At 73.2% G+C, this 25,312-nt stretch carries 19 protein-coding genes and 1 tRNA gene; 11 read left to right on the top strand and 9 right to left on the bottom strand.

What is annotated here, in order from left to right; translation table 11 throughout:
- Positions 1–136: 136 nt before the first annotated feature.
- From AB0G56_RS20500 to tmk, 3 genes are all read left to right on the top strand, one after another.
- A complete protein-coding gene (locus AB0G56_RS20500; RefSeq protein WP_360971120.1) occupies positions 137–301 on the top strand; it encodes a hypothetical protein in 165 nt (54 codons plus the stop codon).
- Positions 302–567: 266 nt separating this feature from the next.
- The gene (topA, locus tag AB0G56_RS20495; protein WP_360971117.1) at positions 568–3,411 is read left to right on the top strand and encodes a type I DNA topoisomerase; all 2,844 of its coding nucleotides are present in this window, start codon (positions 568–570) and stop codon (positions 3,409–3,411) included.
- Between the two features lie 194 nt (positions 3,412–3,605).
- Positions 3,606–7,049: a dTMP kinase gene (tmk, locus tag AB0G56_RS20490; protein WP_360971114.1), complete on the top strand. Its 3,444-nt coding sequence runs from the start codon at positions 3,606–3,608 to the stop codon at positions 7,047–7,049.
- Positions 7,050–7,108: 59 nt separating this feature from the next.
- On the opposite strand, the gene AB0G56_RS20485 is transcribed toward tmk, so the two are convergent.
- Entirely contained in the window at positions 7,109–7,324 is a 216-nt protein-coding gene (locus AB0G56_RS20485) for a hypothetical protein (RefSeq protein WP_360971112.1), read from the bottom strand.
- 45 nt (positions 7,325–7,369) lie between these two features.
- Between AB0G56_RS20485 and AB0G56_RS20480 the strand changes: the two genes are divergently transcribed.
- The 4 genes from AB0G56_RS20480 to AB0G56_RS20465 all read left to right on the top strand — a co-directional run bounded on the left by AB0G56_RS20480 (position 7,370) and on the right by AB0G56_RS20465 (position 13,397).
- Positions 7,370–8,575, top strand: a complete 1,206-nt coding sequence (locus AB0G56_RS20480; protein WP_360971109.1) for a DNA polymerase III subunit delta' — start codon at positions 7,370–7,372, stop codon at positions 8,573–8,575.
- Between the two features lie 236 nt (positions 8,576–8,811).
- Complete coding sequence (locus AB0G56_RS20475) at positions 8,812–10,428, top strand: alpha/beta hydrolase (RefSeq protein WP_360971419.1); 1,617 nt, start codon at positions 8,812–8,814, stop codon at positions 10,426–10,428.
- Positions 10,429–10,535: 107 nt separating this feature from the next.
- Positions 10,536–10,612: transfer RNA gene (locus tag AB0G56_RS20470), tRNA-Thr, on the top strand.
- A gap of 301 nt (positions 10,613–10,913) precedes the next feature.
- On the top strand, positions 10,914–13,397 hold the full coding sequence (locus AB0G56_RS20465) for an NB-ARC domain-containing protein (RefSeq protein ID WP_360971106.1): 2,484 nt from the start codon (positions 10,914–10,916) through the stop codon (positions 13,395–13,397).
- A gap of 43 nt (positions 13,398–13,440) precedes the next feature.
- Here the strand turns inward: AB0G56_RS20465 and AB0G56_RS20460 are convergent, their stop codons facing one another.
- From AB0G56_RS20460 to AB0G56_RS20450, 3 genes are read right to left on the bottom strand one after another with little or no spacing between them, the layout of a single operon-like run.
- Complete coding sequence (locus AB0G56_RS20460) at positions 13,441–14,952, bottom strand: hypothetical protein (protein ID WP_360971103.1); 1,512 nt, start codon at positions 14,950–14,952, stop codon at positions 13,441–13,443.
- A complete protein-coding gene (locus AB0G56_RS20455) occupies positions 14,927–15,388 on the bottom strand; it encodes a hypothetical protein (RefSeq protein WP_360971100.1) in 462 nt (153 codons plus the stop codon). The genes AB0G56_RS20460 and AB0G56_RS20455 overlap by 26 nt, the downstream gene beginning before the upstream one ends.
- 59 nt (positions 15,389–15,447) lie before the next feature.
- Positions 15,448–16,407, bottom strand: a complete 960-nt coding sequence (locus AB0G56_RS20450; RefSeq protein WP_360971097.1) for a D-2-hydroxyacid dehydrogenase family protein — start codon at positions 16,405–16,407, stop codon at positions 15,448–15,450.
- 271 nt (positions 16,408–16,678) lie between these two features.
- On the opposite strand from AB0G56_RS20450, the gene AB0G56_RS20445 reads away from it, so the two are divergent.
- A complete protein-coding gene (locus tag AB0G56_RS20445; protein WP_360971094.1) occupies positions 16,679–17,569 on the top strand; it encodes a glycosyltransferase in 891 nt (296 codons plus the stop codon).
- An 83-nt stretch (positions 17,570–17,652) separates the two neighbouring features.
- Here AB0G56_RS20445 and AB0G56_RS20440 read toward each other — a convergent pair whose 3' ends face one another.
- Positions 17,653–19,350 carry a bifunctional 3'-5' exonuclease/DNA polymerase gene (locus AB0G56_RS20440; RefSeq protein WP_360971091.1) on the bottom strand — a complete coding sequence of 566 codons (1,698 nt, stop codon included), beginning with the start codon at positions 19,348–19,350 and terminating at the stop codon, positions 17,653–17,655.
- Between the two features lie 55 nt (positions 19,351–19,405).
- A complete protein-coding gene (locus AB0G56_RS20435) occupies positions 19,406–20,146 on the bottom strand; it encodes a Clp protease N-terminal domain-containing protein (RefSeq protein ID WP_360971088.1) in 741 nt (246 codons plus the stop codon).
- A gap of 174 nt (positions 20,147–20,320) precedes the next feature.
- On the opposite strand from AB0G56_RS20435, the gene AB0G56_RS20430 reads away from it, so the two are divergent.
- Positions 20,321–21,487, top strand: coding sequence for a DUF2786 domain-containing protein (locus tag AB0G56_RS20430; protein ID WP_360971085.1), 1,167 nt, complete (start codon positions 20,321–20,323; stop codon positions 21,485–21,487).
- 219 nt (positions 21,488–21,706) lie between these two features.
- On the opposite strand, the gene AB0G56_RS20425 is transcribed toward AB0G56_RS20430, so the two are convergent.
- Together AB0G56_RS20425 and AB0G56_RS20420 are read right to left on the bottom strand one after the other, a co-directional pair.
- Entirely contained in the window at positions 21,707–22,243 is a 537-nt protein-coding gene (locus tag AB0G56_RS20425) for a DUF4232 domain-containing protein (RefSeq protein ID WP_360971082.1), read from the bottom strand.
- A 102-nt stretch (positions 22,244–22,345) separates the two neighbouring features.
- Positions 22,346–22,846 carry a hypothetical protein gene (locus AB0G56_RS20420; RefSeq protein WP_360971080.1) on the bottom strand — a complete coding sequence of 167 codons (501 nt, stop codon included), beginning with the start codon at positions 22,844–22,846 and terminating at the stop codon, positions 22,346–22,348.
- Positions 22,847–23,231: 385 nt separating this feature from the next.
- Between AB0G56_RS20420 and AB0G56_RS20415 the strand changes: the two genes are divergently transcribed.
- Complete coding sequence (locus tag AB0G56_RS20415) at positions 23,232–23,501, top strand: DUF397 domain-containing protein (protein ID WP_360971078.1); 270 nt, start codon at positions 23,232–23,234, stop codon at positions 23,499–23,501.
- 52 nt (positions 23,502–23,553) lie between these two features.
- Here the strand turns inward: AB0G56_RS20415 and AB0G56_RS20410 are convergent, their stop codons facing one another.
- The gene (locus AB0G56_RS20410) at positions 23,554–24,054 is read right to left on the bottom strand and encodes an ATP-binding protein (RefSeq protein ID WP_360971076.1); all 501 of its coding nucleotides are present in this window, start codon (positions 24,052–24,054) and stop codon (positions 23,554–23,556) included.
- A 350-nt stretch (positions 24,055–24,404) separates the two neighbouring features.
- On the opposite strand from AB0G56_RS20410, the gene AB0G56_RS20405 reads away from it, so the two are divergent.
- Positions 24,405–25,229 (top strand): helix-turn-helix transcriptional regulator, encoded by an 825-nt coding sequence (locus tag AB0G56_RS20405; protein ID WP_360971416.1) that lies wholly within the window; start codon positions 24,405–24,407, stop codon positions 25,227–25,229.
- The last annotated feature ends 83 nt before the right edge of the window (positions 25,230–25,312 follow it).

The raw sequence follows: 25,312 nt of genomic DNA, 5'->3' as shown, positions 1-25,312 counted from the left end.
GCGGACGTCCGTCCGCCCGGCGTTCACGCGGGGTCGGCCGGATCGCCGTCCTGGGGTGCCGGCCTCCCCGTCCAGGGGCATCCGGGGCGGGAGGGTACGTAGATGGAAAGCGGTCCGGCGATCTTCGTGGGGGACGGTGTTCGCCCTGTTCGGAGCGGTCCTGCTGGCGTGGACGGCGGTCCGGGCGCGGCGCCGGGAGCCGGTCGCCCTCGGGATGCGCCAGACCGTGTCGGTGGCCCTCGCGACCGTGATCGCCCTGGGGTCCCGCGTGCTCGGGGCGTGGTGCCTGACGGGCGTGTGAGAACCGTCGCGGCGCTCCGTCCTCCGTATCCGGCGGATCACCTTCCGCATCTGCCCGAACGGGCCCGTGGACACTCCGGGCGGCAGGAAGGGCGGTAGTCGGGTTACCGTTCGAGTGGCCGTTGCGGGCTTTTCCCGTTTGACACGGGGGCGGGATGTACCGTCACACTCCGCAGCGTCAGCACTGCCCGGCCCCGGGAATCCACAGCCCGGGGGGACCCAGCGAGACACAGCGAGACCCAGCGTCGACCGGAGAGAAGAGCGAAGTTGTCCCCGACCAGCGAGACCGCACAGGGCGGCCGCCGACTCGTCATCGTCGAGTCGCCTGCCAAGGCGAAGACGATCAAGGGCTATCTCGGCCCCGGCTACGTCGTCGAAGCGAGCGTCGGGCACATCCGTGACCTTCCCAACGGGGCCGCGGAGGTCCCCGAGAAGTACACCGGCGAGGTCCGCCGCCTCGGTGTGGACGTAGAACACGACTTCCAGCCGATCTATGTCGTCAACGCCGACAAGAAGGCCCAGGTCAAGAAGCTCAAGGACCTGCTGAAGGACTCCGACGAACTCTTCCTCGCCACCGATGAGGACCGCGAGGGCGAGGCCATCGCGTGGCACCTCCAGGAAGTGCTGAAGCCGAAGATCCCGGTCAAGCGGATGGTCTTCCACGAGATCACCAAGGACGCGATCCGGGCCGCCGTCGCGAACCCGCGCCAGCTCAACCAGAAGCTGGTCGACGCCCAGGAGACCCGCCGCATCCTCGACCGCCTCTACGGCTACGAGGTCTCGCCGGTCCTGTGGAAGAAGGTCATGCCGCGGCTGTCCGCCGGCCGCGTCCAGTCCGTCGCGACCCGTCTCGTGGTCGAACGGGAGCGCGAGCGCATCGCCTTCCGCTCCGCCGAGTACTGGGACCTGACGGGCACCTTCGCGACCGGCCGCGCGGGAGACTCGTCGGACCCGTCGTCCCTGGTCGCGCGCCTGCAGACGGTCGAGGGCCGGCGCGTCGCGCAGGGCCGCGACTTCGACTCGCTGGGGCAGCTGAAGAGCGCGAACACCCTCCACCTCGACGAGGCGAACGCGCGTGCGCTCGCCGCCGCCCTGGAGAACACGGACTTCTCCGTGCGCTCCGTCGAGTCCAAGCCGTACCGCCGCTCGCCGTACGCCCCGTTCCGTACGACGACGCTGCAGCAGGAGGCCAGCCGCAAGCTCGGCTTCGGCGCGAAGGCCACCATGCAGATCGCGCAGAAGCTGTACGAGAACGGCTACATCACGTACATGCGTACGGACTCCACCACCCTGAGCGACACGGCGATCAGCGCCGCCCGCGCCCAGGTCACGCAGCTGTACGGCGCCGACTACCTGCCGCCGCAGCCGCGCACGTACGCCGGGAAGGTCAAGAACGCGCAGGAGGCGCACGAGGCGATCCGTCCCTCGGGCGACCGCTTCCGCACGCCCGCCGAGACCGGTCTGACCGGCGACCAGTTCAAGCTCTACGAGCTGATCTGGAAGCGGACCGTCGCCTCCCAGATGAAGGACGCGACCGGGAACTCGGTCACCGTGAAGATCGGCGGCAGGGCGGCCGACGGCCGGGACGTCGAGTTCAGCGCGTCCGGCAAGACGATCACCTTCCACGGCTTCCTGAAGGCGTACGTCGAGGGCGCCGACGACCCGAACGCCGAGCTGGACGACCGCGAGCGCCGCCTGCCGCAGGTCGCCGAGGGCGACGCGCTGACCGCCGAGGAGATCACGGTCGACGGGCACGCCACCAAGCCCCCGGCCCGCTACACCGAGGCCAGCCTGGTCAAGGAGCTGGAGGAGCGGGAGATCGGCCGCCCGTCGACGTACGCGTCGATCATCGGCACGATCCTCGACCGCGGCTACGTGTTCAAGAAGGGCACGGCGCTCGTGCCGTCCTTCCTGTCCTTCGCCGTGGTGAACCTCCTGGAGAAGCACTTCGGCCGGCTCGTCGACTACGACTTCACCGCCCGCATGGAGGACGACCTCGACCGCATCGCGCGCGGCGAGGCGCGGGCCGTGCCGTGGCTGAAGCGGTTCTACTTCGGTGAAGGCACGGGCGAGGGCGGCGCCGCGGACGCCGGCAACGGCGACGGGGACCACCTCGGCGGCCTCAAGGAACTGGTGACCGACCTGGGCGCGATCGACGCGCGCGAGGTGTCGTCGTTCCCGGTCGGCAACGGCATCGTGCTGCGCGTGGGCCGCTACGGCCCGTACATCGAGCGCGGCGAGAAGGACACCGAGCAGCACCAGCGCGCCGACATCCCGGACGACCTGGCCCCGGACGAGCTGAGCGTCGAACTCGCCGAGGAACTGCTCGCCAAGCCGAGCGGCGACTTCGAGCTGGGCGCCGACCCGGAGACCGGCCACCAGATCGTCGCCAAGGACGGCCGCTACGGCCCGTACGTCACGGAGATCCTCCCCGAGGGCACCCCGAAAACGGGCAAGAACGCGGTCAAGCCGCGCACGGCGTCGCTCTTCAAGACCATGTCCCTGGACACCGTGACCCTCCAGGACGCGCTGAAGCTGATGTCGCTGCCGCGCGTCGTCGGCACCGATACCGAAGGCGTCGAGATCACCGCGCAGAACGGCCGCTACGGGCCGTACCTGAAAAAGGGCACGGACTCGCGTTCACTGCAGTCCGAGGACCAGCTCTTCACGATCACGCTGGAGGAGGCGCTGGCGATCTACGCCCAGCCCAAGCAGCGCGGTCGTGCGGCGGCCAAGCCGCCGCTGAAGGAGCTGGGCGAGGACCCGGTCAGCGGCAAGCCGGTCGTGGTCAAGGACGGCCGCTTCGGGCCGTACGTCACCGACGGCGAGACCAACGCGACCCTGCGCTCGGGCGACAGCGTCGAGACGATCACTCCCGAACGCGGGTTCGAGCTGCTGGCGGAGAAGCGCGCCAAGAGCCCGGCCAAGAAGACCGCGAAGAAGGCCGCCGCCAAGAAGACGACCGCGAAGAAGACGGCCTCGTCCACGGCCGCGAAGAAGACGGCGGCCAAGAAGACCACGGCGAAGAAGACCACCACGGCCAAGACGGCCGCCAAGAAGACCACCGCCAAGAAGGCGACGGCTTCCCGGACGGCGACTGCCGAGGAGTGAGCGGTACCGCACGGTACGGATCCGCGGCCCTGTGCCGCGGATCTTCACACCCGTTCGCGCCTTCACACATCGCACGCCCCGTGCGCGCGCCACGGCAGCACATCCCTGCCGGGGCGCGCGGTCGTTTCCACCGAGGCGCGCAGACGTTCGGACGGTCACCGCGTGCTGTCGGTGCCTCCCGATAGGCTGAACGCATGACGCGAGCCGAGCAGCCAACGGCCCACACCCCGGCCCCCGACGACGCACTGGTGGTGGACTCCCGCGAGCGCGCCGTGCGCGCCCTGCTGCGCCGACCCCAGCTGAAGCGGCTGTGGAACGCCCAACTGGTGGGGGGCGTGGGAGACACTCTCGCGCTCCTGGTCCTGGTCGTCCTGGTCCTCCAGGCGGCCGTCGCCCAGGGGTCCTTCGGCGGCGGCTACCGGGGCGCGGCGTTCGCGGTGGCGACCGTCTTCGGCGCGCGCGTCATCGCGACGCTGCTCTTCGGAGCGGTCCTCCTCGGCCCGCTCACCACGCTCACCTCACCCGACGGCCCGCTCGACCGCCGCTGGACCATGGTCGGCGCGGACGGCGTCCGTGCCGCCCTGCTGATCGTCGCCCCGCTGTGGATCGACTGGACACCGGGCAACGCACTGACGCTCCTCCTGGTCACCGCCTTCGTGACCGGGGCCGCCGAGCGGCTGTGGACGGTGTGCCGGGAGAGCGCGGCACCCGCGCTGCTGCCCGCCCCGCCCCCGGAGGGCGCCACCGTGCGCCCGTTGCCGGACCACCTCGACGCCCTGCGCCGCCTGTCGCTGCGCACGACCTTCCTGACGATCCCGCTGGCGGCCTGCTTCCTGATCGTCGCCTCCCTGTTCAACAACCTCCTGGGCACCGGCGTCGCCTGGTTCGACCAGCACCAGGCGGCCCTCGCCGCGTACGTCGCGGCCGGTCTGTTCGCCGCTTCGCTGTCCGTGCTCACCTACCTGGAACTGCCCGGCACCCGCACCCCGCGCGCGCGGTCGCCGCTGGAGGGGCTGCGCCGCCCCAAGACGGGCACCGGAGTGGACAAGGGCCGTACCGGAGCAGTGCCGCTGCTCGTGTTCGCCTCCGCGGCCGTCGCCGGGGCGATCGCCGCCGCGGTCGCCGTCTGCGCGCTGCACGCCCGGGACCTGGGCGGCGGCCCGGTGCTCTACGGGCTGGCGGTGCTCGCCCTGACCGGCGGAGTCGTCGCCGGCATCCGTACGGCACCCAAGGTGCTCGTCTCGCTGTCGCGGCGCCGGCTGCTCGCGCTGGCAGTCGCCGTCACCGGGATCGCCCTGCTCGCCGCAGGCCTCGTCCCCGACGTCACCACCGTCCTGCTGCTCCTCGCCCTGGCCGGGGTGAGCGCGGGCATCGCCGCCAACGCGGGGCACACGCTGCTCGACCTGGAGGCCGAGGACCAGCGCAGGCCGCGCATGACCGAGCACCTGCACGCGGTGGTGCGCGTCGTCGTGGCCCTCGGTGCCCTGTGCGCCCCGGTGGTCGCGGCCGGGATCGGGCCGCACCGGCTGGAGAACGGCAGGTTCGTCTTCGCGCACGGCGGCGCGGCCTTCACCCTGATGCTCGTCGGCGCGCTGCTGCTGCCGGTGGCCGCGCTGGTGCTGGCCAAGGTCGACGACCGCTCCGGCGTACCGCTCCGCCAGGATCTGGTGGACGCGCTGCGCGGCGGCGACGACCCCGTGACGGCGCCCGCCGGATCCGGCTTCTTCATCGCCCTGGAGGGCGGCGACGGCGCGGGCAAGTCCACGCAGGCCGAGGCGCTCGCCGACTGGATCAGGGCCAAGGGACACGAAGTCGTCCTCACCCGCGAGCCGGGCGCCACGCCAGTCGGCAAGCGGCTGCGTTCGATCCTCCTGGACGTCTCCTCCCAGGGCCTGTCCCACCGCGCCGAGGCACTGTTGTACGCCGCCGACCGCGCGGAGCACGTCGACACGGTCGTACGGCCCGCCCTGGAGCGCGGCGCCGTGGTGATCACCGACCGGTACATCGACTCGTCCGTCGCCTACCAGGGCGCGGGCCGCGACCTGTCCCCGACCGAGATCGCCCGCATCTCCCGCTGGGCGACGAACGGACTGGTGCCGCACCTGACGGTCCTGCTGGACGTCTCCCCGGAGACGGCACGGGAGCGGTTCACCGAGGCGCCCGACCGCCTGGAGTCGGAGCCGGCCGAGTTCCACGCGCGCGTGCGGTCCGGCTTCCTGGCGCTGGCCGCCGCCGACCCCGGGCGGTACCTGGTGGTGGACGCCGGTCAGCAGTCCGAGGCGGTCACCACCGTCGTCCGGCACCGGCTCGACCAGATGCTGCCCCTGTCCGAGGCCGAGGTGAAGGCCCAGGAGGAGGCGCGGAAGCAGGCCGAGGAGGAGGCCCGCCGCAGGGCCGAGGAAGAGGCCCGGCGCAAGGCCGAGGAGGAGCGCCTGGAGCGGGAGCGCCAGGAGCAGCTCGCCCGGCTGCGTGCCGAGGAGGAGGAGCGCAAGCGGCGCGAGCTGGAGGAGGCGCAGCGGCGCGAGGCCGAACGGCAGGCGGAGGAGGCCAGGCAGCGCGCCGAGGAAGCTCGTCGGCGCGCCGAGGAGGAGCGCGCCCGGCTGCTCGCGGAGGAGCAGGCGCGCGCGGAGGCCGAGGCTCGGCGCAAGGCCGAGGAGGAGCGACTGCGCAAGCAGGCCGAGGAGGAAGCCCGGGCGCGGGCCGAGGCCGAGGCGCGGCGCCTGGAGAAGCAGAAGAAGGCCGAGGAGGCGCTGCTGCGCGCCGAGGAGGCCCGGAGGGCGGCCGAGCAGGCCGCTGTCGCGGCGCAGACCGGTCCCCGCAGGCCGACGCCCCCCGCCGCCTCCGCCCCGCCGTCGGACGCGGCGACCGTGTCGACGCCGCTGGTGAGCCCGGCGAGTGCGGGGAGCCCGGAACCGGAAGGGGCCAGGGACGCGACGGCCGACGAGACGGCGGTCCTGCCGGCGGTGCGTGACGTGCGTGACCCGTGGGGTGACCGGGGCGGGCGCGACGATGTCGCGGGTGGACCTGGCGGTTCCGGTGCTCCGGGCGCTCCGGGCGGCCGGGGTGGCCGGGGTGGCGCCTCCGGCGGAAACGCCGGGCCGGAGTCCGAGGCGGAGGTCACGGCCGAACTGCCGCAGCCGCCGATCCGGCCGGAGGCTTCCGGGACCCCGTTGCCGCCCGCCGGTTCGGCGGACGAGACGGCGGTCCTGCCGCAGGTGCCCGCCGACGGCGGTGACACGGGTGCCGGTGTGCCCACCGGTGCCGCCGACGAGACCACCGTGCTGCCCCCGGTGCGGGACGCGGGCCCTGCGGACGTGCGGGGCGGGGACATCTCGGACCGGGTCCCGCCGGGGTTCTTCCGGGACGAGCGCGTGTCGTCCGTCCGGCCCGACGGCTCCGACGACAGGACGCGCGAGCTGCCGCAGTTCGAGGCCGACGGGCACGGCGGGGACGCCCGCCCGGCACGGCCGCGGCCGGACTGGGCCGAGGAGACGCCGCTCGACGACCTGCCGACCCTGGCGGACGAACTGCTGGGTCCGCATCAGGGCGAGGAGGAGTACGAGGAGTACGACGACGGCCGCACCCGCGGGCGCGGTGAGGGCCACGGAGACGGCCGGGGCCGCGGACGCAGGGCCTGACGAGGAGCGCGGGGCTGAGGGCGAGTGCCGGACTGACGGCGTGCGCCCGGCTGACGGTGTCAGCCGGGCAGACGGCGGGCGTCGGCGTCGGCGGGGCCCGGCGTGCGGGACCCGCCGGGCCCGGAGCGCGAGGGCACCGGGACCCGGGCGACCGTGGAACTGCCGTACGGGCCGCCCGTGCCCCCAGCCAGCCGGCCCCCCCAGCCGCCCCGTAGCCGCACCCCCAGCAGCACCTCCGCCCCGCCCCCGCCCTCGTTGTCAGTGGCCCCGCGCACAATGGATCCCGCACCATGAACCATGACGAAAGGGCGACGTGATCCATGAGCGTGTGGGACGACCTCGTCGGGCAGGAGAAGGTCAGCGAGCAGTTGGCCGCCGCCGCCCGGGACGCCGACGCCCTGGTCACGGCGGCCGTCACCGACACCCCGCCGCCCGAGGCGTCGAAGATGACGCACGCGTGGCTGTTCACCGGCCCGCCCGGCGCGGGGATCACGCAGACGGCACGGTCCTTCGCCGCCGCGTTGCAGTGCGTCAGCCCCGACCGCGCTCTCGGCGGCACCCCCGGCTGCGGCTTCTGCGACGGGTGTCACACGGCACTGGTCGGCACCCATGCCGACGTCTCCACGGTCGCCGCCGTCGGCGCGCAGATCCTCGTCGACGACATGCGGGACACCGTCCGCAAGTCGTTCACCTCCCCGGCGAACGGCCGTTGGCAGGTGATCCTGGTGGAGGACGCCGAGCGGCTGAACGAGAAGTCCGCCAACGCCGTGCTGAAGGCGGTGGAGGAGCCCGCCCCCCGCACGGTGTGGCTCCTGTGCGCCCCGTCGGTCGAGGACGTCCTGCCCACGATCCGCTCCCGCTGCCGCCACCTGAACCTGCGCACCCCCTCCGTGGACGCGGTCGCCGACATGCTCGTACGCCGTGACGGTGTCGAGCCGGACGTCGCCGCTGCCGCCGCCCGCGCCACGCAGGGGCATGTCGACCGGGCCCGCCGCCTGGCCACGGACCCGGCCGCGCGCGAGCGCCGCGCCACCGTGCTGAAGCTCCCGCTCCGCCTCGACGAGATCGGCGGTTGCCTCAAGGCCGCCCAGGAGCTGGTCGACGCCGCCGCGGACGACGCGAAGGCGCTCGCCGAGGAGACGGACGCCAAGGAGACCGAGGAGCTGAAGGCGGCGCTGGGCGCGGCCCAGGGCGGCCGGCTGCCGCGCGGCACGGCGGGCGTGATGAAGGACCTGGAGGACAAGCAGAAGCGCCGCCGCACCCGGACGCAGCGCGACAGCCTCGACCTCGCCCTGACCGACCTCACCGCCCTCTACCGCGACGTCCTGGCCCTCCAGCTCGGCTCCCGGGTGGCGATCGCCAACGCGGACGTGGAGGACACCTTGGAGCGGGTCGCCCGGGGAAGTTCCCCGGAGGCCACACTGCGTCGCATAGAGGCGATCGCCGCCTGCCGCGACGCCCTCGACCGCAACGTGGCCCCACTGCTGGCTGTGGAGGCCATGACGATGGCCCTCAGATCCGGCTGACGCCTGACCTCCTGACGCTTGAGACGGCTGACGGGCTGACGGTCGCCCCGACCCGCTGCCACTTCTTCACTCTCGGTAGCGCTCGTCGCGCCGCGGTGTCACTCGTACGGGGCACGGCGCGGACGAAACGTACGTATGTGATCGCGGAGAGTTACGCTCGCTCGATGTACTTCAGGCGCGCCCTCCGTCCGAGCCACCTTCCGAGCGACTCCCAGAACGACCAGCTGAGCGGCCCCATGACCACCACCGCACGCCCGACCGCACCACCACCCTTCACCGACCCGCCGAGCCGTCCCCGCACCGGTGCCGGCCTCGTCGCGCTCCTCTCAGCCGCCGCACTCCTCGTACCGGCCTGTTCCGCCGGGGAGCCGCGGCACCAGCCCGCGCCCGCGGCGGAGGCGGTGCTCGCGGCGCTGCCGCGCTCCACGCCGTCCGCACTGGCGCCGTACTACGGGCAGAAGCTGACGTGGCGCGACTGCGGGGCGCCCGGTTTCCAGTGCGCCACGCTGAAGGCGCCGCTGGACTACGCCAAGCCGTCGGCGGGTGACGTGCGGCTGGCCGTGGCCAGGAAGAAGGCCACGGGACCGGGCAGCCGGCTGGGCTCGCTCATGTTGAACCCGGGCGGGCCGGGCGGTTCGGCCATCGGTTACCTGCAGCAGTTCGCCGGGCTCGGCTACCCCGCCGAGGTCCGCGCCCGCTACGACATGGTGGCGATGGACCCGCGCGGGGTCGCCCGCAGCGAGCCCGTCGAGTGCCTGGACGACCGGGCAATGGACTCGTACACGCAGACCGACGTCACCCCGGACGACCGCGGGGAGACCGACGCGCTGGTGGGCGCGTACCGGAAGTTCGCCGAGGGCTGCGGCGCGCACGCCCCCCGGTTGCTGCGGCACGTCTCCACGGTCGAGGCCGCCCGCGACATGGACATCCTCCGGGCCGTCCTCGGCGACCGCCGGCTGACCTATGTGGGGGCGTCGTACGGGACGTTCCTGGGGGCGACGTACGCCGGGCTGTTCCCGGACCGGGTGGGTCGCCTCGTGCTCGACGGCGCGTTGGACCCGTCGCTGACCGCGGCGCGGATGAACCTGGACCAGACGGCGGGCTTCGAGACGGCGTTCCAGTCGTTCGCGAAGGACTGCGTGACGCAGAGCGACTGCCCGCTCGGCGGCCGCGGCACGACGCCGAAGCAGGCCGGCGACCACCTGGCGGCCTTCTTCCGGAAGCTCGACGCGCACCCGATCCACACCGGAGACCCGGACGGCCGCGACCTCGGTGAGGCGCTCGCCACGACCGGGGTGATCGCGGCGATGTACGACCAGTCCGCGTGGCCGCGACTGCGCGGGTCGCTGGACTCGGCGATGAAGGACGGCGACGGCGCCGCCCTGCTGGCCCTCTCCGACAGCTACTACGAACGCGACTCCGGCGGCCACTACAACAACCTGATGTACGCCAACGCCGCCGTGAACTGCCTCGACCTCCCCCCGGCATACTCCACCCCCGCGCAGGTGGAGAAGGCCCTCCCCACGTTCGAGAAGGCGTCTCCGGTCTTCGGCAGGGGCCTCGCCTGGGCATCCCTGAACTGCGCGTACTGGCCGGTGAAGCCCACCGGTGCCCCGCACCGCATCGAGGCGGAGGGCGCGGCGCCCATCGTGGTGGTCGGCACCACCCGTGACCCGGCCACCCCCTACCGCTGGGCCCGGTCGCTCGCCGGCCAGCTCTCCTCCGCCCGCCTCCTGACCTACGACGGCGACGGCCACACCGCCTTCGGCCGCGGCAGCCGCTGCATCGACACCGCGATCGACGCCTACCTGCTCCGCGGCACCCCGCCGTCCCGGGGAAAGCGCTGCTCATAGCGGCTCCTACCCGCCTCGGGGCACCCCCTCCGGGGCGGGTGCGAAGCACCACAGGAAACTGTGTAGACTTACGGACGTTGCCGATCGCACCATGGTGCGGGCAGCACGCCGCTTTAGCTCAGATGGCCAGAGCAACGCACTCGTAATGCGTAGGTCTCGGGTTCGAATCCCGAAAGCGGCTCCATTGGAAAGACCCAGGTCACTCACTCTGACCTGGGTCTTTCTCGCTTTCATGAGCGCTGCGTGGTCGAACCCACTGCCCTCCCGGCGGGAAACCGGGCCTGTCGGGTCCGAGATGGTTCCGGGGCGGGGCCCAAGGGGGACCAGCGGGGGTCTCTGGGTAGGCCGCCCGGCGGCGCTGCCTCATGTGCGGCTGACCACGACGTGCGGGTGATCGCGGTGCTCGATGTGCGCCGCGCGACGTCTTCTGGCGGGTAGGACGGGGTCGATACGATCTGCGCAGCGGCGAGTTGGGGGAGTCTTGCGTGGAACCCTTCATGGGAGTGGTGCTGTCGGCCGTCGGGACGGTCGCCTCGGGCGCGCTGTCCGGGGCGGGCGGGGAGATGGGTCGGCGGTCCTCCGAGACCCTGTTCGGACTGCTGAACCGGGCGCGCGCCGAGCAGGGGGCGTCGGCGCGCACCGCACCCAGGTCGGGTGAGCCCCGGGCGGCCGGGCCGCGGGCGGTCGCCGGCGCGGCTCCCACGCTGCCGGTGACCGAGGACGAGCAGCGCGCGGCGGCGTCATGGCTGACAGAAGTCGCCCGCAGGTCGCCCGAGTTCGCCCGCGAGGTGGCGCAGTGGCTCGACGAGGCGTCCTGGGTCGGCCCGCGGGTGGTGCCCGCCGGGGCGTACGGAGCCGTCCGCCCCCGGATGCTGCCACCGGCCACCGCGGTCTTCACGGACCGCGAGGACCTGACGGCCGCGGTCACCGCGCTGATCGACGACACCGGGCGCCCGCACGGCGCCCCGGCGGTCGCCGTCCTCACCGGGCCGGGCGGCATCGGCAAGACCGCCGCCGCGGTCAACTGCGCGCACCTCCTGGCCGACCGGTTCCCGGACGGCGCGCTCCACGTGGACCTGGCCGGAGCGTCCGCGGGCACGGCGCTCGCGCCCTCCGAGGTGCTGGCCCGCTTCCTCGAACGGCTCGGCGTGCCGGCCGCCATGCTGCCCGGCGACGAGGCGCGTCAGCGGGACCTCTACCGGGACCGTACGGCCGGGCGGCGCATGGTGCTCGTGCTGGACAACGCCCACTCCGACGCCCAGGTCGTCCCCCTGCTCCCGGCCTCCCCCGACTGTCTGGTCCTGGTGACGAGCCGGCGCAGACTGGACCGGCTCGTGGCCGCCACCGGGGCCCGCCACCTCACCGTGCCCCCGCTCTCGACGGTGGACTCGGTCCGCCTGCTCACCCGCATCGTCGGGCAGGAGCGGGCGGCGGACGCGGAGGCGGGCGTCCGGGCCGTGGCCGAGGGCACCGGCGGAGTCCCGCTGGCCCTGTGCACGACGGGCGCGCGCCTGGCCGTACGGGAGCACCTGGCGTGGGAACGGGTGGCGCGGCAGTTGTCGGAACGGCGTTCCGGCTCCGGTCAGGAAGGGCAGGCGGGACCGGACGGACAGGACGGACAGGAGGGGCAGGCGATGCTGGAGGGGGAACCGCAGGACCCGGTGCGGCTCGCGCACGACGGTGCGTACCGCGAACTGGCACCCGAGTGCGCCGCCCTCTACCGGGCGATCGCCGTCTGGCCCTGGCCGGAGGTCACGGTGCGCTGCGCGGCGCTCGCCGCCGACGTCGAGGAGGGCGAGGCGCGCCGGTTGCTGGAGCAACTGGCCGATGTGCACCTGCTGGAGGAAGTGGCACAGGAGCGTTACCGGTTCCACGACGTGGCACGGGCCTTCGCCCACGACCTGGCCGTCGCGGAGGACGGGCACGGGCGGATGGCCGCCGCCGTCCGCCGGGTCGCGGTCGGGCAGCTCAGGTTCGCGGCGGGCGCCGACTTCCGGGTCATCCCGTCCCGGTGGCGGCTCGGCCCCGCCTACGCCCCGCTCACCCTGCCGGATCACCGGGACCCGGAGGACGGCAAGCGCGCGCTGCGGGAGCTGCGTGCGGAGCGCGAGAACCTCGCGGCGGCCGTGCGCGCCGCCGCGCACCACGGTTTCGACGACCTCGTGTGGCAGCTGTGCGAGGCGATGTGGGGACTGCACCTGCGGCTCGGCTTCCACGAACAGTGGGCCGACACCCACCTGCTGGGCGTGGCGGCGGCCCGGCGCGGCGCCGCCGAGTTCGGCGACCGGCGGGCCGTGGGCCGTGTGCTGGTGCAACTCGCCTTCGCGTTCATGGGGCTCGGGCGTGCGGCCGACGCGGAGCGGGCCCTGACGGAGGCGGCCGTCGCGGAGGAGGACTGCGGGCACCACCGCGGGAAGGCCAGCGCGGTGGAGGCCCTGGGGCTGCTCCATCTCAAGCAGTGGCGGTGGGCGGACGCCGAACAGGCCTTCGGGGAGGCCGGCCGGATCCTGGACCGGATCGGGGAGGGCGACCAGGGCTGGGCGGATCTGCCGCGCGCACGCGCCCTGCTGGACCACCACACCGGCCGCGCGCAGGCCAAGCAGGGCCGCACCGCAGAGGCGGTCGCCCGGCTCAACGCCGCCCTCGTGCGGTTCCGTGAGCTGCCCGGCGGCGGTGACCGCTACAACGAGGGCCGCGTGTACATGAGCCTCGGGGAGACGCACCTGGACGCGCGGGACACGGAACTCGCCCTGGTGTGCCTGGACAAGGCGGTCGACACGATGAGCGCCGAGGGCGCGGAACCGCAACTCGCCTTCGCCCTGGAGCTGAGAGCCGGATGCCACCACCGTGCGGGCCGCACGGAGGCGGAGCGGGAGGACCTGCGGGCCGCGGCGCTTCTCCACGAGCGCGGTGACGATCAGCAGGCCCTTGCCCGCCTACGGGCCCGGTCGGCCGGACCGGAGTCCTGAGCGCCGACTCCGTCGCATGCATCCGTCTTCCCACCGGACCTCGTCACCGCACCGGTCGAAAAGGCTCGACCCGTACGCGGTGGGCCGTGTCCCCAGTCCGTACGACGAGGTCCCACGCGGCCTCGGGCAGTGTCTTGCCACCGGTGGCCCAGGCGTACAGCGCGGACGCGTAGGCTGCCGGATCGCACAGATCGGGCCTGCCGTCCGGGTCCGGGGCCGCCGTCAGCCGTAGGAGGGCGCTCTCGCGGGTGCCGACGACACAGCGGTCGACTCCGTCGACGTAGACGGCCATGCCGCAGTACGGGTACCGGGCGAGCGTCTGTGCCGTCCAGGCGCCCGGGGGCCCGACCCGCGGATCGTCCGCGGTGCCGTACCGCACGACGACATCGGCGATACGCAGCCGTCCCGCGTGTCTCGTGTCCTCGTCGACCACCGTGTGGGCGGCGTCGAGGTGCTCGGGGCCGTCCTCGCCGGCGGTGGCGCGGCGGACCACCGTGACCTCCGGCGGGTCTGCGCCGAGCACTCGTGTCAGTACGCGGACCGGGGCCGTGTACCGGGGCGGTGTGTACGGCGGCAGGGGCAGGGGGTCGAGCAGGGCCGGGAGGCCGCGGGGCTCGGGCAGGTCCATGAGCCGGTAGAAAAGGTGGCGCAGGAGCGCGCCCGACTCGCCCGGTGACGACGTCGTCTGCGCCGCCAGTTCGCGGTACCGGTCCGGCTCGTGGGCGGCGATGACCTGGTCGATCTGGGTCCGCAGCGCGTCCGGTCCGCCGCGCCGGACGAGCCGGGGAGCGGTACGGCCCAGGGCGGCGACGGGGGAGTGCGGGTCGAGGGCGTCCTCGGGGAAGGCCCCGAGGAGGACGGGGACACCGATCGACGCCGCGTAGTACGTCACGCTGCCGTGGTCCCCGATCACGCAGTCGGCCGCGATCAGGGCCTGGCGCCAGCCGTCGAGGGGCGCGACGGCGTCCAGGCCCGCCTGGCGGGCGTGGTCGAGCCAGGCCCGGACCTGTCCCGGGCCGTGGCCGTACCAGATGTTGGGGTGGAGGACGGCGGCGACGCGGTACTCGTCGGCGGGCAGTTCGGCGGCCAGCCGTGAGAGCAACCAGGGCAGCAGGTCGCCGTCCGCGCCTTCCCGGCGGGCCCCGCTTCCCCGGCCGGCACGGTCCCTGCCACCGGTTCCGTGTTCCTCGCCGGTTCGGTCTCCCTCGCCGGTTCGGTCTTCCTCGCCGGTTCGGTCTTCCTCGCCGGTTCGGTCTTCCTCGCCGGTTCGGTCTTCCTCGCCGGTTCCGGTGGTGGCGCCGAAGAGCGCGCGCGTCGACCAGGTGGAGTTGAGCACGATCAGCCGGCGGCCCGGACCAACGCCCAGCGCGCGGCGGAAACTGTCGCGCCGGGGGAGTGCGGCGAGGATGCGGTCGTAACAGGGGTCGCCGGCGAGGACCGCCGTGGGCGCCGCCTCGGGGCAGTACGCCCTCAGCCTCTCCAGCTGTTCTGGGTGGGACAGCACGGTCGCGGTCGCGAGCGGACGCCCGTCATCGAGGAGCCAGTCCGGCGACATACCGAAGACCGGTGCTCGGTGCTCGGTGCTCGGTGCTCGGTGCTCGGTGCTCGGTGCTCGGTGACGCCAGTTTCTTATTGTATCCAACGCCATGTGACAAGACCGCCAACTTGCCCTGGAAAGCTGCCAGTTCGCCCCCGTAGCTGGCCGAGACCGCCAGGTCGAACTCGGTCTCCTTGGCCTGCTCCCAGGGGAGGACGGGCAGCCCGGCCCGCGCCAGCAGCTCCGGTACGCCGGCGAGGAAGGGCGAGGAGCCCGTGCACGTCGCGAACAACTGCACGCGGAGATCGCCGTCGAACAGCGGGAGCGTGTCCAGCAGGCGGGTAGCCGAGGTCACGTTGTGGACGATGAACAGGACGCGGCGGCAGCCCGCCCGGGTGATCCACCGCTCCGCGTCCTCGCCCACCGGTACGCGCAGTCGCGCCGCCCCGCCCATCCCCGCCGCTCCCCTCCTCGTCGCCCGCCCGATGCTATCGAGGGGAGGGCGGGGCCGGGTCAGCCGAGCACCCGGACCGGGCTCCCCGCCAGATACGCCTCGATGTCCTCCACCGCCTGCCCGTAGTAGCGCGCGTAGTTCGCCTGGGAGACGTAGCCGAGGTGCGGGGTGGCCAGCAGGCGCGGCGCGGTGCGCATCGGGTGGTCCGCGGGCAGCGGTTCGGTGTCGAAGACGTCGATGCCCGCCCCGGCGATCCGGCCCTCGTGCAACGCCGTGAGCAGCGCTTCCTGGTCGACGATGGCGGCGCGGGAGGTGTTGACGAGGTACGCCGTCGGCTTCAGGAGGGCCAGTTCACGGGGGCCGAGCAGTCCGCGGGTGCGGTCGCTCAGGGCGAGGTGGACGGAGACGAAGTCGGCGTCCGACAGCAGGTCCTCCTTGCTCGGGGCCAGGGTCACGCCCACCTCGTCGGCCCGTTCCTTCGTGAGGTTCTGGCTCCACGCCGCGACCTCCATGCCGAAGGCGAGCCCCACGTGGGCGACCCGGCTGCCGATCTTGCCGAGTCCGAGCAGGCCGAGGCGGCGGCCGTGCAGGTCGGCGCCGACGGTGGACTGCCAGGGGCCGCCGCCGCGCAGCGCGTTGTTCTCCTGGACGATCCCGCGGGCCAGGCCGAGCAGCAGGGCCCAGGTCAGCTCCACCGGCGGGGCGGAGGAGGACTGGGTGCCGCAGACGGTCACGCCGCCTGCACGCGCCGCCGCGTGGTCGATGACCGAGTTGCGCATGCCGGAGGCGATCAGCAGTTTCAGGCGCGGCAGCCGGTTCAGGAGGGAGGCCGGGAAGGCGACCCGCTCGCGCAGGGTCACCACGATGTCGGCGTCGGCGAGCGCTTCGGCCAGCGCGTCCTCCGTGGCGAAGTGCTCGGTGTACGGGACGACGTCCACCCGGTCGCTCAGCGGTGACCAGTCGGCGGCGGTGAGCGCGGCGTTCTGGAAGTCGTCGAGCACGGCGCAGCGCAGTCGCATGTCTGTCGTTCCTCCTGCGGGTTCGGTGTTCCGGTCCGGTAGTGGATCTCCAGTGCCCCTTGGCCCCTTGGCCCCTTGGCTCTCCAGGGGTACCGCAGGAGCGGCCGCCGGGTAAATCGCGGTAGGACGCCGGAAAGAGGTGGCAAAGCGATGTCGCTTCGGGACAACCGGCGGAAATGAGGCAACATCTTGGTGAACGAGGAGCAGGGCACCGTGCGGTGGAGTACGGGTCCGCCGTCGCCGGATGGGGTGAGCAGAGGTGGTGGAAGCGGTGGAGCCGAGGATCGCCGTCGCCGTGGTGACCATGGGGAACCGGCCCGACGAGGTCGACGCCCTGCTGGAGTCCGTGGCCAAGCAGGACCTCACGCCCGCCCGCATCGTGATCGTCGGCAACGGTTGCCGGCTGCCCGAGTTCGCGCACCGCCTCTCCCTGCCCGGCGAGGTCACCACCATCGACGTCGACGACAACCTCGGCTGCCCCGGCGGCCGCAACGTAGCCCTCGCCCGGCTCCGCGAGTTCGGCGACGTCGACGTGGTCGTGGAACTCGACGACGACGGGCTGCTCGTCGACGCGGACGTGCTGCGCCGCGTCCGGGACCTGTACGCCGCCGATCCGCGGCTCGGCATCGTGGGTTTCCGCATCGCCGACGAGCGCGGCGAGACCCAGCAGCGGCACGTGCCCCGGCTCGGCTCCGCCGACCCGATGCGGGGCGGGTACGTCACCGGGTTCCTCGGCGGCGGGCACGCCCTGAGCATGCCGATGCTCGACCAGACCGGCGACTGGCCCGCGGAGTTCTTCTTCGCGCACGAGGAGACGGACCTGGCCTGGCGGGCCGCCGACGCGGGCTGGAAGATCCTCTACGCCCCTGAGCTGCTGCTCCAGCACCCGAAGACCTCGCCCGCCCGGCACGCCATCTACTACCGCGTCACGGCCCGCAACCGCGTCTGGCTGGTCCGCCGCAGGCTGCCGCTCGTCCTGATCCCGGTCCACCTCGGCGTGTGGACGCTTCTCACCCTGCTGCGGGCGCGCTCGGCCGCCGGACTGCGGGCGTGGCTCGGCGGGTTCACGGAGGGGCTGCGCCGGCCGGCGGGGGAGCGGCGTCCCATGCGCTGGCGAACCGTCTGGCGGCTCACCCGGCTGGGCCGCCCTCCGATCGTCTGACGACGGTCTTGCGACCGCTACCGCTACCGCTACTGCCGCCGCCCCACCCCTGCCCCCGCCCCCCTGTCCCGCTCCGCGCGCGCTCACTTGGCGTCCGCGTAGCACTTCACCACCGCCGTCGTGAACGGGAACCGCACCGGCGTCCGGCCGAACGTGAGGCGCCCCGCCAGATCCGCCGCCTCGCGTATCGCCGCAGCGACCGCGTCGGCCTCCTCCTCGGGGCAGTGCACGATCACCTCGTCGTGCTGGAAGAAGACCAGCTCCGCCGCCATGTCCCGGCAGGTGCGGCGCAGCGCGGCGAGCATCAGCAGGGCCCAGTCGGCGGCGCTGCCCTGGACGACGAAGTTGCGGGCGAAGCGGCCCCGGGCCCTGGAGTCGCCGGAGGCGTACCCCGGCGTCCAGCCGTGGCCACCGGCGCCCTGCTCGTCCGGCTCGTCCTGCGGAAGGCCGGCCTCCTGCGTCGCCTCGTCGGCCGCCGCCCCGGCCGCGGGCGGGCAGGTGCGCCCCAGCCAGGTCCGTACGAGCCGCCCCTCCTCGCCCGCCCGCGCGGCCTCGTCGACGTAGGCCACCGCGCGGGGGAAGCGGCGGCGCAGCGCGGCGAGGTTCTTCAGGCCGTCCCCGGAGGTCTGGCCGTAGACGGCGCCGAGCACGGCCAGTTTGGCCTGGTCGCGATCGCCGGAGAAGGCGCGGTCGGACACCGACTGGTAGAGGTCGTCCGGGCGTCCGGCCACCTCCATCAGGCCGGGGTCACGGGAGATGGCCGCCAGCACACGCGGCTCCATCTGGTCGGCGTCCGCCACCACCAGTCGCCAGCCCGGGTCGGCGACCACGGCCCGCCGGATCACCTTGGGGATCTGCAGCGCGCCCCCGCCGTTGGTCACCCACCGCCCGGTGACCGTGCCGCCGGCCAGGAATTCAGGACGGAACCGGCCCTCGCGCACCCAGTCCTGCAACCAGGACCAGCCGTGGGCCACCCAGATCCGGTACAGCTTCTTGTACTCAAGCAGCGGGGCGACGGCCGGGTGGTCCACGGACTTCAGCTCCCACCGGCGGGTGGACCTGACCTTGATCCCGGCGCGCGCGAAGGCCTTGACCACGTCGGCGGGCAGATCGGGCCGCACCCGGCGGCCGAAGGCGGCGGACACCTCGTCGGCCAGCTCGGCCAGGCGGCGCGGCTCGCCGCCGCCCGCGTACCGCTCGCCGAGCAGTTCGTGCAGGACCCGGCGGTGCACGTCCGCGCTCCAGGGCAGGCCCGCCCGGTTCATCTCGGCCGCCACCAGCATCCCGGCCGACTCGGCGGTGGTCAGCAGGTGCATGCGGTCGGGGTGCGCGGTCCGGTCGTGCCGCCGCTGCTGCTCGGCGTAGACCGCGAGCAGGTCGGTCAGCGGCAGGTGCGTGCCCTGCGGTTCGAAGAGCGGGGACTGGGCGCCGGGTTCGGCCGGCCGCTGCGGCGGATCCGGGGGTACGGGGCCGCCGCGCAGCCTGGCCAGGGCGGCGGCGGCCGAGCGGGGCTCGCCGTGGTGCCCCTCGTGGCCGAGCAGGAGCGTCTCGGCGTCCTCGATGTCGTAGCACCGCTCGACGCGCACGCCCGCGGCGAGCAGGCGCGGGTAGACCTCCGCGGTGGACCGCCACACCCACCGGGTGACGTCCGGCCTGCTGCGGACGGCCCCGGCCAGGTCCGGCTCCCGGCGCACCGGTCCGGCGGGCAGCCCGTCCGGGCCGAGGAGAGCGACGTCGGCGCCGCCGTCCTCGGCCGGAGCGAGAGCCCACCGGTCGGTCATGCCGCGAGTGTCGCAGGCACCTCTGACAATCGCCCGCGGCCCGCGGCCCGGCGGATCACTCGGAGGGAGTCCCGCCCTGCTCGCGGTCGGCCAGGAACTGCTCCAGGGTGCGCACGACGTATTGCTCGGTGCGCGCCTTGTCCAGGCCGAGTCCGCTCAGCGGGCCCTCGCCGTTCTCCAGCTCCAGCAGGGCCAGCAGGATGTGCTCGGTGCCGATGTAGTTGTGGCCCAGGCGCAGGGCCTCGCGGAAGGTGAGTTCCAGGGCCTTCTTGGCGGCCGGGCCGTAGGGGACGAGGTCGGGCGCGTCGGCGGACGCCGGCGGCAGGGCGGCGGTCGCGGCCTGGCGGACCGCCTCCAGCGTGACGCCCTGTTCCTGGATCGCCTTGGAGGCCAGCGCCTCCGGCTCGGTGAGCAGGCCCAGGACGAGGTGCGCGGGCAGCCCCTCGGGGCTCTTCGCCGACTTGGCGGCCTCGTGGGCGGCCATGACGACCTGCCGCGCGCGCGGCGTGTAGCGGCTGAAGCCCTGACTGGGGTCGAGGTCGGCGGACTCCTTGGGCACGAACCGCTTCTGCGCCGCCTGCCGGGTGACGCCCATGCTCGCGCCGATGTCGGTCCAGGAGGCGCCGGAGCGGCGGGCCTGGTCGACGAAGTGCCCGATGAGGTGGTCGGCCACCTCGCCGAGGTGCTCGCCGGCGAGCACGGCGTCCTGGAGCTGTTCGAGGGGTTCCTGGTGGACCTTCTTGATGGCCGAGATGAGGTCGTCGAGACGGACCGTCGACCGGATTGGGTTCGTCATGCGTCAACCGTAAGTTGACAGTGAGGGGGTGTCAACCTTCGGTTGACATAAAGGTGCGGGTGGCCACCCGGGCGTGGGTCCGGCACTCCGAACGTGCCACCGCCCGTGCCACCGCCCGCAGAGTTGTCCACAGGGTGTGGACGGGGAATCCGGTGCTCGTGGCACGATCGATGCGTGACCCCGCCCCGTACGTCCCGCACGTCCAGCGCCTCCGAGACCACCGGCGAGGCCGGCGAGTCCGGCACCGTCGACCGCGCCTTCCGGGCCGCCCTCTACGCCGCCTCCGATGACGCCCTCGACGCGGGCGCCTCCCTGCTCGCGGCCGACCCCGCGTCCGACGCCGAACTCGACCTGCGCGGGCGGGAGTTCGTGTCGGCGGCGTGGCAGCGCGGCTGGCAGCCCGCCGACGTCGTACGGATCGTGGGACGCGAGCTGGGCGAGGCGCAGACCCGGCTCGTGGCCGCCCTGATCCGCGCCCAGGCCCCGCACGACCGGCCGCGCGGCCGCCGCTGGGCCGCCCAGCTCGACGAGCTGACCACCGAGGAGCCGTCGCCGACCGACCGCTTCTCGTACGCCACCGCCGTGCTGCAGCTGTACCGCCTGCTGCTGCGGCTGCCCACCCTCGAACACCTGGACGCACCCGTCGGGCGCCCGTCCGCCGCCCCGGCCGGCGAGTCCCGCGTGCTCGGCCGCATCCGCGCGCTGCTCGCCAAGGCGGAGGCCACCGGGTTCCCGGAGGAGGCGGAGGCGCTGAGCGCGAAGGCGCAGGAACTGATGGCCCGGCACAGCGTCGACGAGGCGCTGCTGGCTGCCCGTGCTCCCTCGCCCGACGCCCCCGGCGCCTGCCGGATCGGCGTCGAGCCGCCGTACGAACAGGCCAAGGCCGTCCTGCTGGACGCCGTCGCCACCGCGAACCACTGCCGTGCCGTGTGGAACGAACCCCTCGGCTTCGCCACCGTCGTCGGCTTCGAGGCCGAACTCGACGCGGTCGAACTGCTGTACACCTCGCTCCTCGTGCAGGCCACGACCGCCATGGCGCGGGCCGAGGCGGCCCAGAGAGCGGGCGGGCGCAAACGGACCAAGACCTTCCGCCAGTCCTTCCTGGCCGCCTACGCCCACCGCATAGGCACCCGGCTCGCGGCGGCCGCCGAGACCCAGGTGACCGAGGACCTGCTGCCCGTCCTGGCGAGCCGGGACGTCGCGGTCACCGACCGGCTGGAGCGCATGTTCCCCGAGACGACCACGACGCGGCTGCGCGGCGTGAGCGACGCGGCGGGCTGGACGGAGGGCGCGCAGGCGGCCGACCGGGCCCAGGTGGGATCCCGCCGCAGGCTGGAGTGAGGACCAGCGCGTCCCGCAGGACCGACGAGCCCCGGCCGGGACACGGTCCCCGCCCCGGCCAAGACCCGGACTCTGCTCCGGCCGGAACCCGGACGCCGCCCGAGCCGGCCCGTCTCGGCCGGAACGCGGACCTCGCCCCCGCCGGGACGGAACCCCGCCCCAGCCGGGACGGAACCCCGCTCCAGCCGCCGCTCACGGCGCGCGTGTCGTCGTGGGTCGTCAGTCCCCGGCCTGCTGGAAGGCCGTCACCGAGGCGTCCGGGTCGCCCGCGTCCTTCTTGCCCCGCACCGGGCCGTAGGACCACTTGAAGCTCTGGCCCTCGCCCGCCCCGGGCAGCGTGATCTTCAGTGAGTTCGCCGCCAGGCTCTTCCCGTCGCCCTCCTTGCCCCGCACGTAGGTGAGGGTGAAGGACGCGGTGTCGCCCTTGGCGAGGGTGAGCTTCTGCGGCCGGCCGGTCTTGTCCTCCGCCACGCGCGCGGAGGTGCCCCCGGCGGCCAGGGTGACGCCCGGGAAGCCGTCCAGGGTGCACCGGGCACCCCGGTTGGTGAGGGTGACCGGGACGTCGCCGGTGTCGCCGGCGGCGGGCGCGGCGTTGGCGGGGCCCACCTGGAGCCCCACCTCGCCGATCCGGCAGGCCGTGCTGTCGGTGTTCTTGCTGCCGGTGTCGGTGTCGGAACCGCTGCCGCCACCGCTGTCGCAGGCGGCGAGGAGGAGGGCCGCGGCGACGGCGCTGACGGTGATCGGAAAGGCGCGCATGTGGTGGTTCCTCGGGTCGTGACGATGCTCAAGGATCATCACGTACGAGCGTGCGGCGCGGTTGCCCGCCCCGCCAGCGGTCTGAGCGGACGCCGCGGACGTTCAGGTGCCGGGGCTCGCCGTGGGCAGTCCTGACGGTAGCGCCCCGCCCTCGGCCCTGGTGTACGTCTCCTTGCCGACTCCACCCTCCCAGGTCACTTGGAGGGTGGTCTTGTTGACGGAGTCGACGGCGCCCGTCGACCGCGCCTTGCACGGCGCCAGGTGGATCACACCCTTGCCCGCCTGTCCGGCCGCGGTGCCGGTGCAGGTGGTCCGGTCCGTCGAGAAGAGCGCCGCCTGGCGGCCGGTGATGATGAGCACGACGGCCTTGCCGCCGCTGGTGGTGAGCCAACTGCCGTTCAGCGCGCTGTCCGTGCCGTTCGCGCCGCCGGTGGACGGGGGCGTGCCGCCGGTCGCCGGGGGCGTGCCGGCCGCGGAGGCGACGGCGTCGCTCCCGGCGGCGCCGTCGGAACCGGTGCTCCCGCCGCTGTCGCACGCGGCCAGCGCGAGCGCGCCGAGCAGCCCGGCGGCGGCGACCCGTACTGCCGTGGTCGTCCTGGTCACTGAGATCCCCCAACCTGGCACCGGTAGGCCGCCCGGCGGCGGTGTGCGACCTCAGCAGGCTAGCGGTCGCCCGCGCGAAGCTCGTCGGTGGTGGACGGAACACCGCGGGCTCCCCGTGCGTCTTTCCTCCATGCACGTGTCAGCGAGGGCGTGCGGTGGTGGCTTCCGGGGCAGGGACGCGGATCACCCGCGCGCATGCCCTGCCCTTCCGGGGGCGAACGCGGGAGCATCTTCGGTAAAGCGCTCGTCAAAGCTGTAATCACTGAAACACTCCGCGTGCACGTGCATCTGCTCATGCAACTGCATATGAACAAGGTTATGATCCGGTTCAGTTGACCAATGCATCTATGGCCACACCAGCCAGTGCACCACCGGGGAGCGACCTGTGAATCACGACGTCGAGGGCGTGTACGGGGAGTGCGACGTGCACAACGGCATGGCGGCCACACGCCTGCGCGGGGTGGCCTGGCAGAAGAGCCGGCACAGCAACTCCCAGGGCTCGTGCGTGGAGTTCGCACGGCTGCCGGGGGGAGACGTGGCCGTCCGCAATTCGCGCTTCCCCGACGGGCCCGCGCTCGTCTACACCCGCGCGGAGATAGAGGCCATGCTGCTGGGCGTCAAGGACGGCGAGTTCGACCATCTGGTCGGGGGCTGACGGCGCGGGCGGATGCCGCGATCCGGCCGCGCCCGGGGACCGTGGCGCGGCCTCAGCCCGCGGGCCGCAGCCGGAACAGCGCCCAGACGACCTTGCCGCCGAGCGTGCCCGCCAGCGGGTGCCACCCCCAGCCGTCGCTGAAGGAGTCGACGAGGAACAGGCCCCGGCCGGACTCGGCCGAGAAGTCGTCCGTGTCGCGGGCGACGGGACTGTCCTGGCTGGGGTCGCGCACGGCGCACACCAGCCGCTCGGTCCAGTGCATCAGGTGCAGGCGCACCGACGAGCCCTGTTCGCACACGTGCGCGGCCGAGGCCGTCGGCAGCGCGTGCCGCAGGGCGTTGGTGACGAGTTCGGAGACCACCAGGCAGACGTCGTCGAAGCGGTCGCCCAGTTCCCACTGGTCGAGCGTGGCGCGGGTGAACTGTCTGGCCTCGCGCACGGCCTCGTAACGGGCGGGCAGGGCGCGGGAGGCGGCATCGCAGACGGCCGAGGGGTCCAGTGGCGGAAGGCCCTGCCGTAACGGCTGGAGCATGGTCGATCCATTCGTCCCCATGCGAGGCACTCCCGGGAAATCGCGATCGTTGCGATGCATTGGTCGTTGCGATGCAGCGGTGGCGCGGGACCATGGTTTCGGATGCGCACAGCAGATGCAAGGGCAGATGCACGTGCACGAGACCGAAATGGACCTACACGTACCGCTTGTTGGCCATTTTTTCCGCCATCTTCTCGAGCGCCGCTTGCCTCCTTCTTGCCTCGGGCTGCACGTTTTCTGTGATCTCTTTCCGTTTCCGTAACCGCCCGAGTACTGCTCGAAGTGCTTTAGTGGCAGACTGCGGCTCTTGAGGACGGCTGGGGAGGCTGGCGAACGTGAGCGCGGGAGAGCCCGGATCGGTGGTGCGGCGCATGCTGCTCGGCTCGCAACTGAGGCGACTGCGAGAGGCACGGGGGATCACGCGGGAGGCGGCGGGGTACTCGATCCGCGCCTCGGAATCGAAGATCAGCCGGATGGAGCTGGGCCGGGTGAGCTTCAAGACGCGTGACGTGGAAGACCTGTTGACGCTGTACGGCATCACCGACGGCGCGGAGCGCACCTCACTGCTCTCGCTCGCCAAGGAGGCCAACGTCGCGGGCTGGTGGCACAGTTACTCCGACGTCCTGCCCAGCTGGTTCCCCACCTACGTGGGCCTGGAGGGTGCGGCGTCCCTGATCCGCGTCTACGAGGTGCAGTTCGTGCACGGCCTGCTGCAGACCGAGGCGTACGCCCGTGCGGTGGTCCGGCGCGGCATGCAGGGCGCGAGCGAGGCGGACGTGGAGCGGCGCGTGGCGCTGCGCCTGGAGCGGCAGAAATACCTCGTGTCGGAGAACGCGCCGGAACTGCACATCGTCCTGGACGAGGCCGCCCTGCGCCGTCCGTACGGCGACCGCGAGGTGATGCGCGGGCAGTTGCAGCACCTCATCGAGATCTCCGAGCGGCCCAACGTACGGCTGCAGGTCATGCCCTTCAGCTTCGGCGGCCACGCCGGCGAGTCCGGCTCGTTCACCCTTCTCAGCTTCCCCGAGTCCGACCTGTCGGACGTCGTCTACCTGGAGCAGCTCTCCAGCGCGCTCTACCTGGACAAGCGCGAGGACGTCACCCAGTACGAGAAGGCGCTCAAGGAACTCCAGCACGACAGCCCCGGCCCGGACGACAGCCGCGACGTCCTGCGCGGCCTGCTGCAGCTCTCCTGAGCTCGCCCGGGCCCCGCCGGAGAAGTGCCGGTAAGCCCTCAACTCCGGTTACCCGCACGTACGATGACGTCACATCGGAGAGC

The sequence above is a fragment of the Streptomyces sp. NPDC021356 genome (assembly GCF_040641015.1).
Taxonomy (GTDB): Bacteria; Actinomycetota; Actinomycetes; order Streptomycetales; family Streptomycetaceae; genus Streptomyces.
The sequence above is the reverse complement of the archived record's forward strand: the minus strand, read 5'-3'. Positions and strand labels throughout refer to the sequence as shown.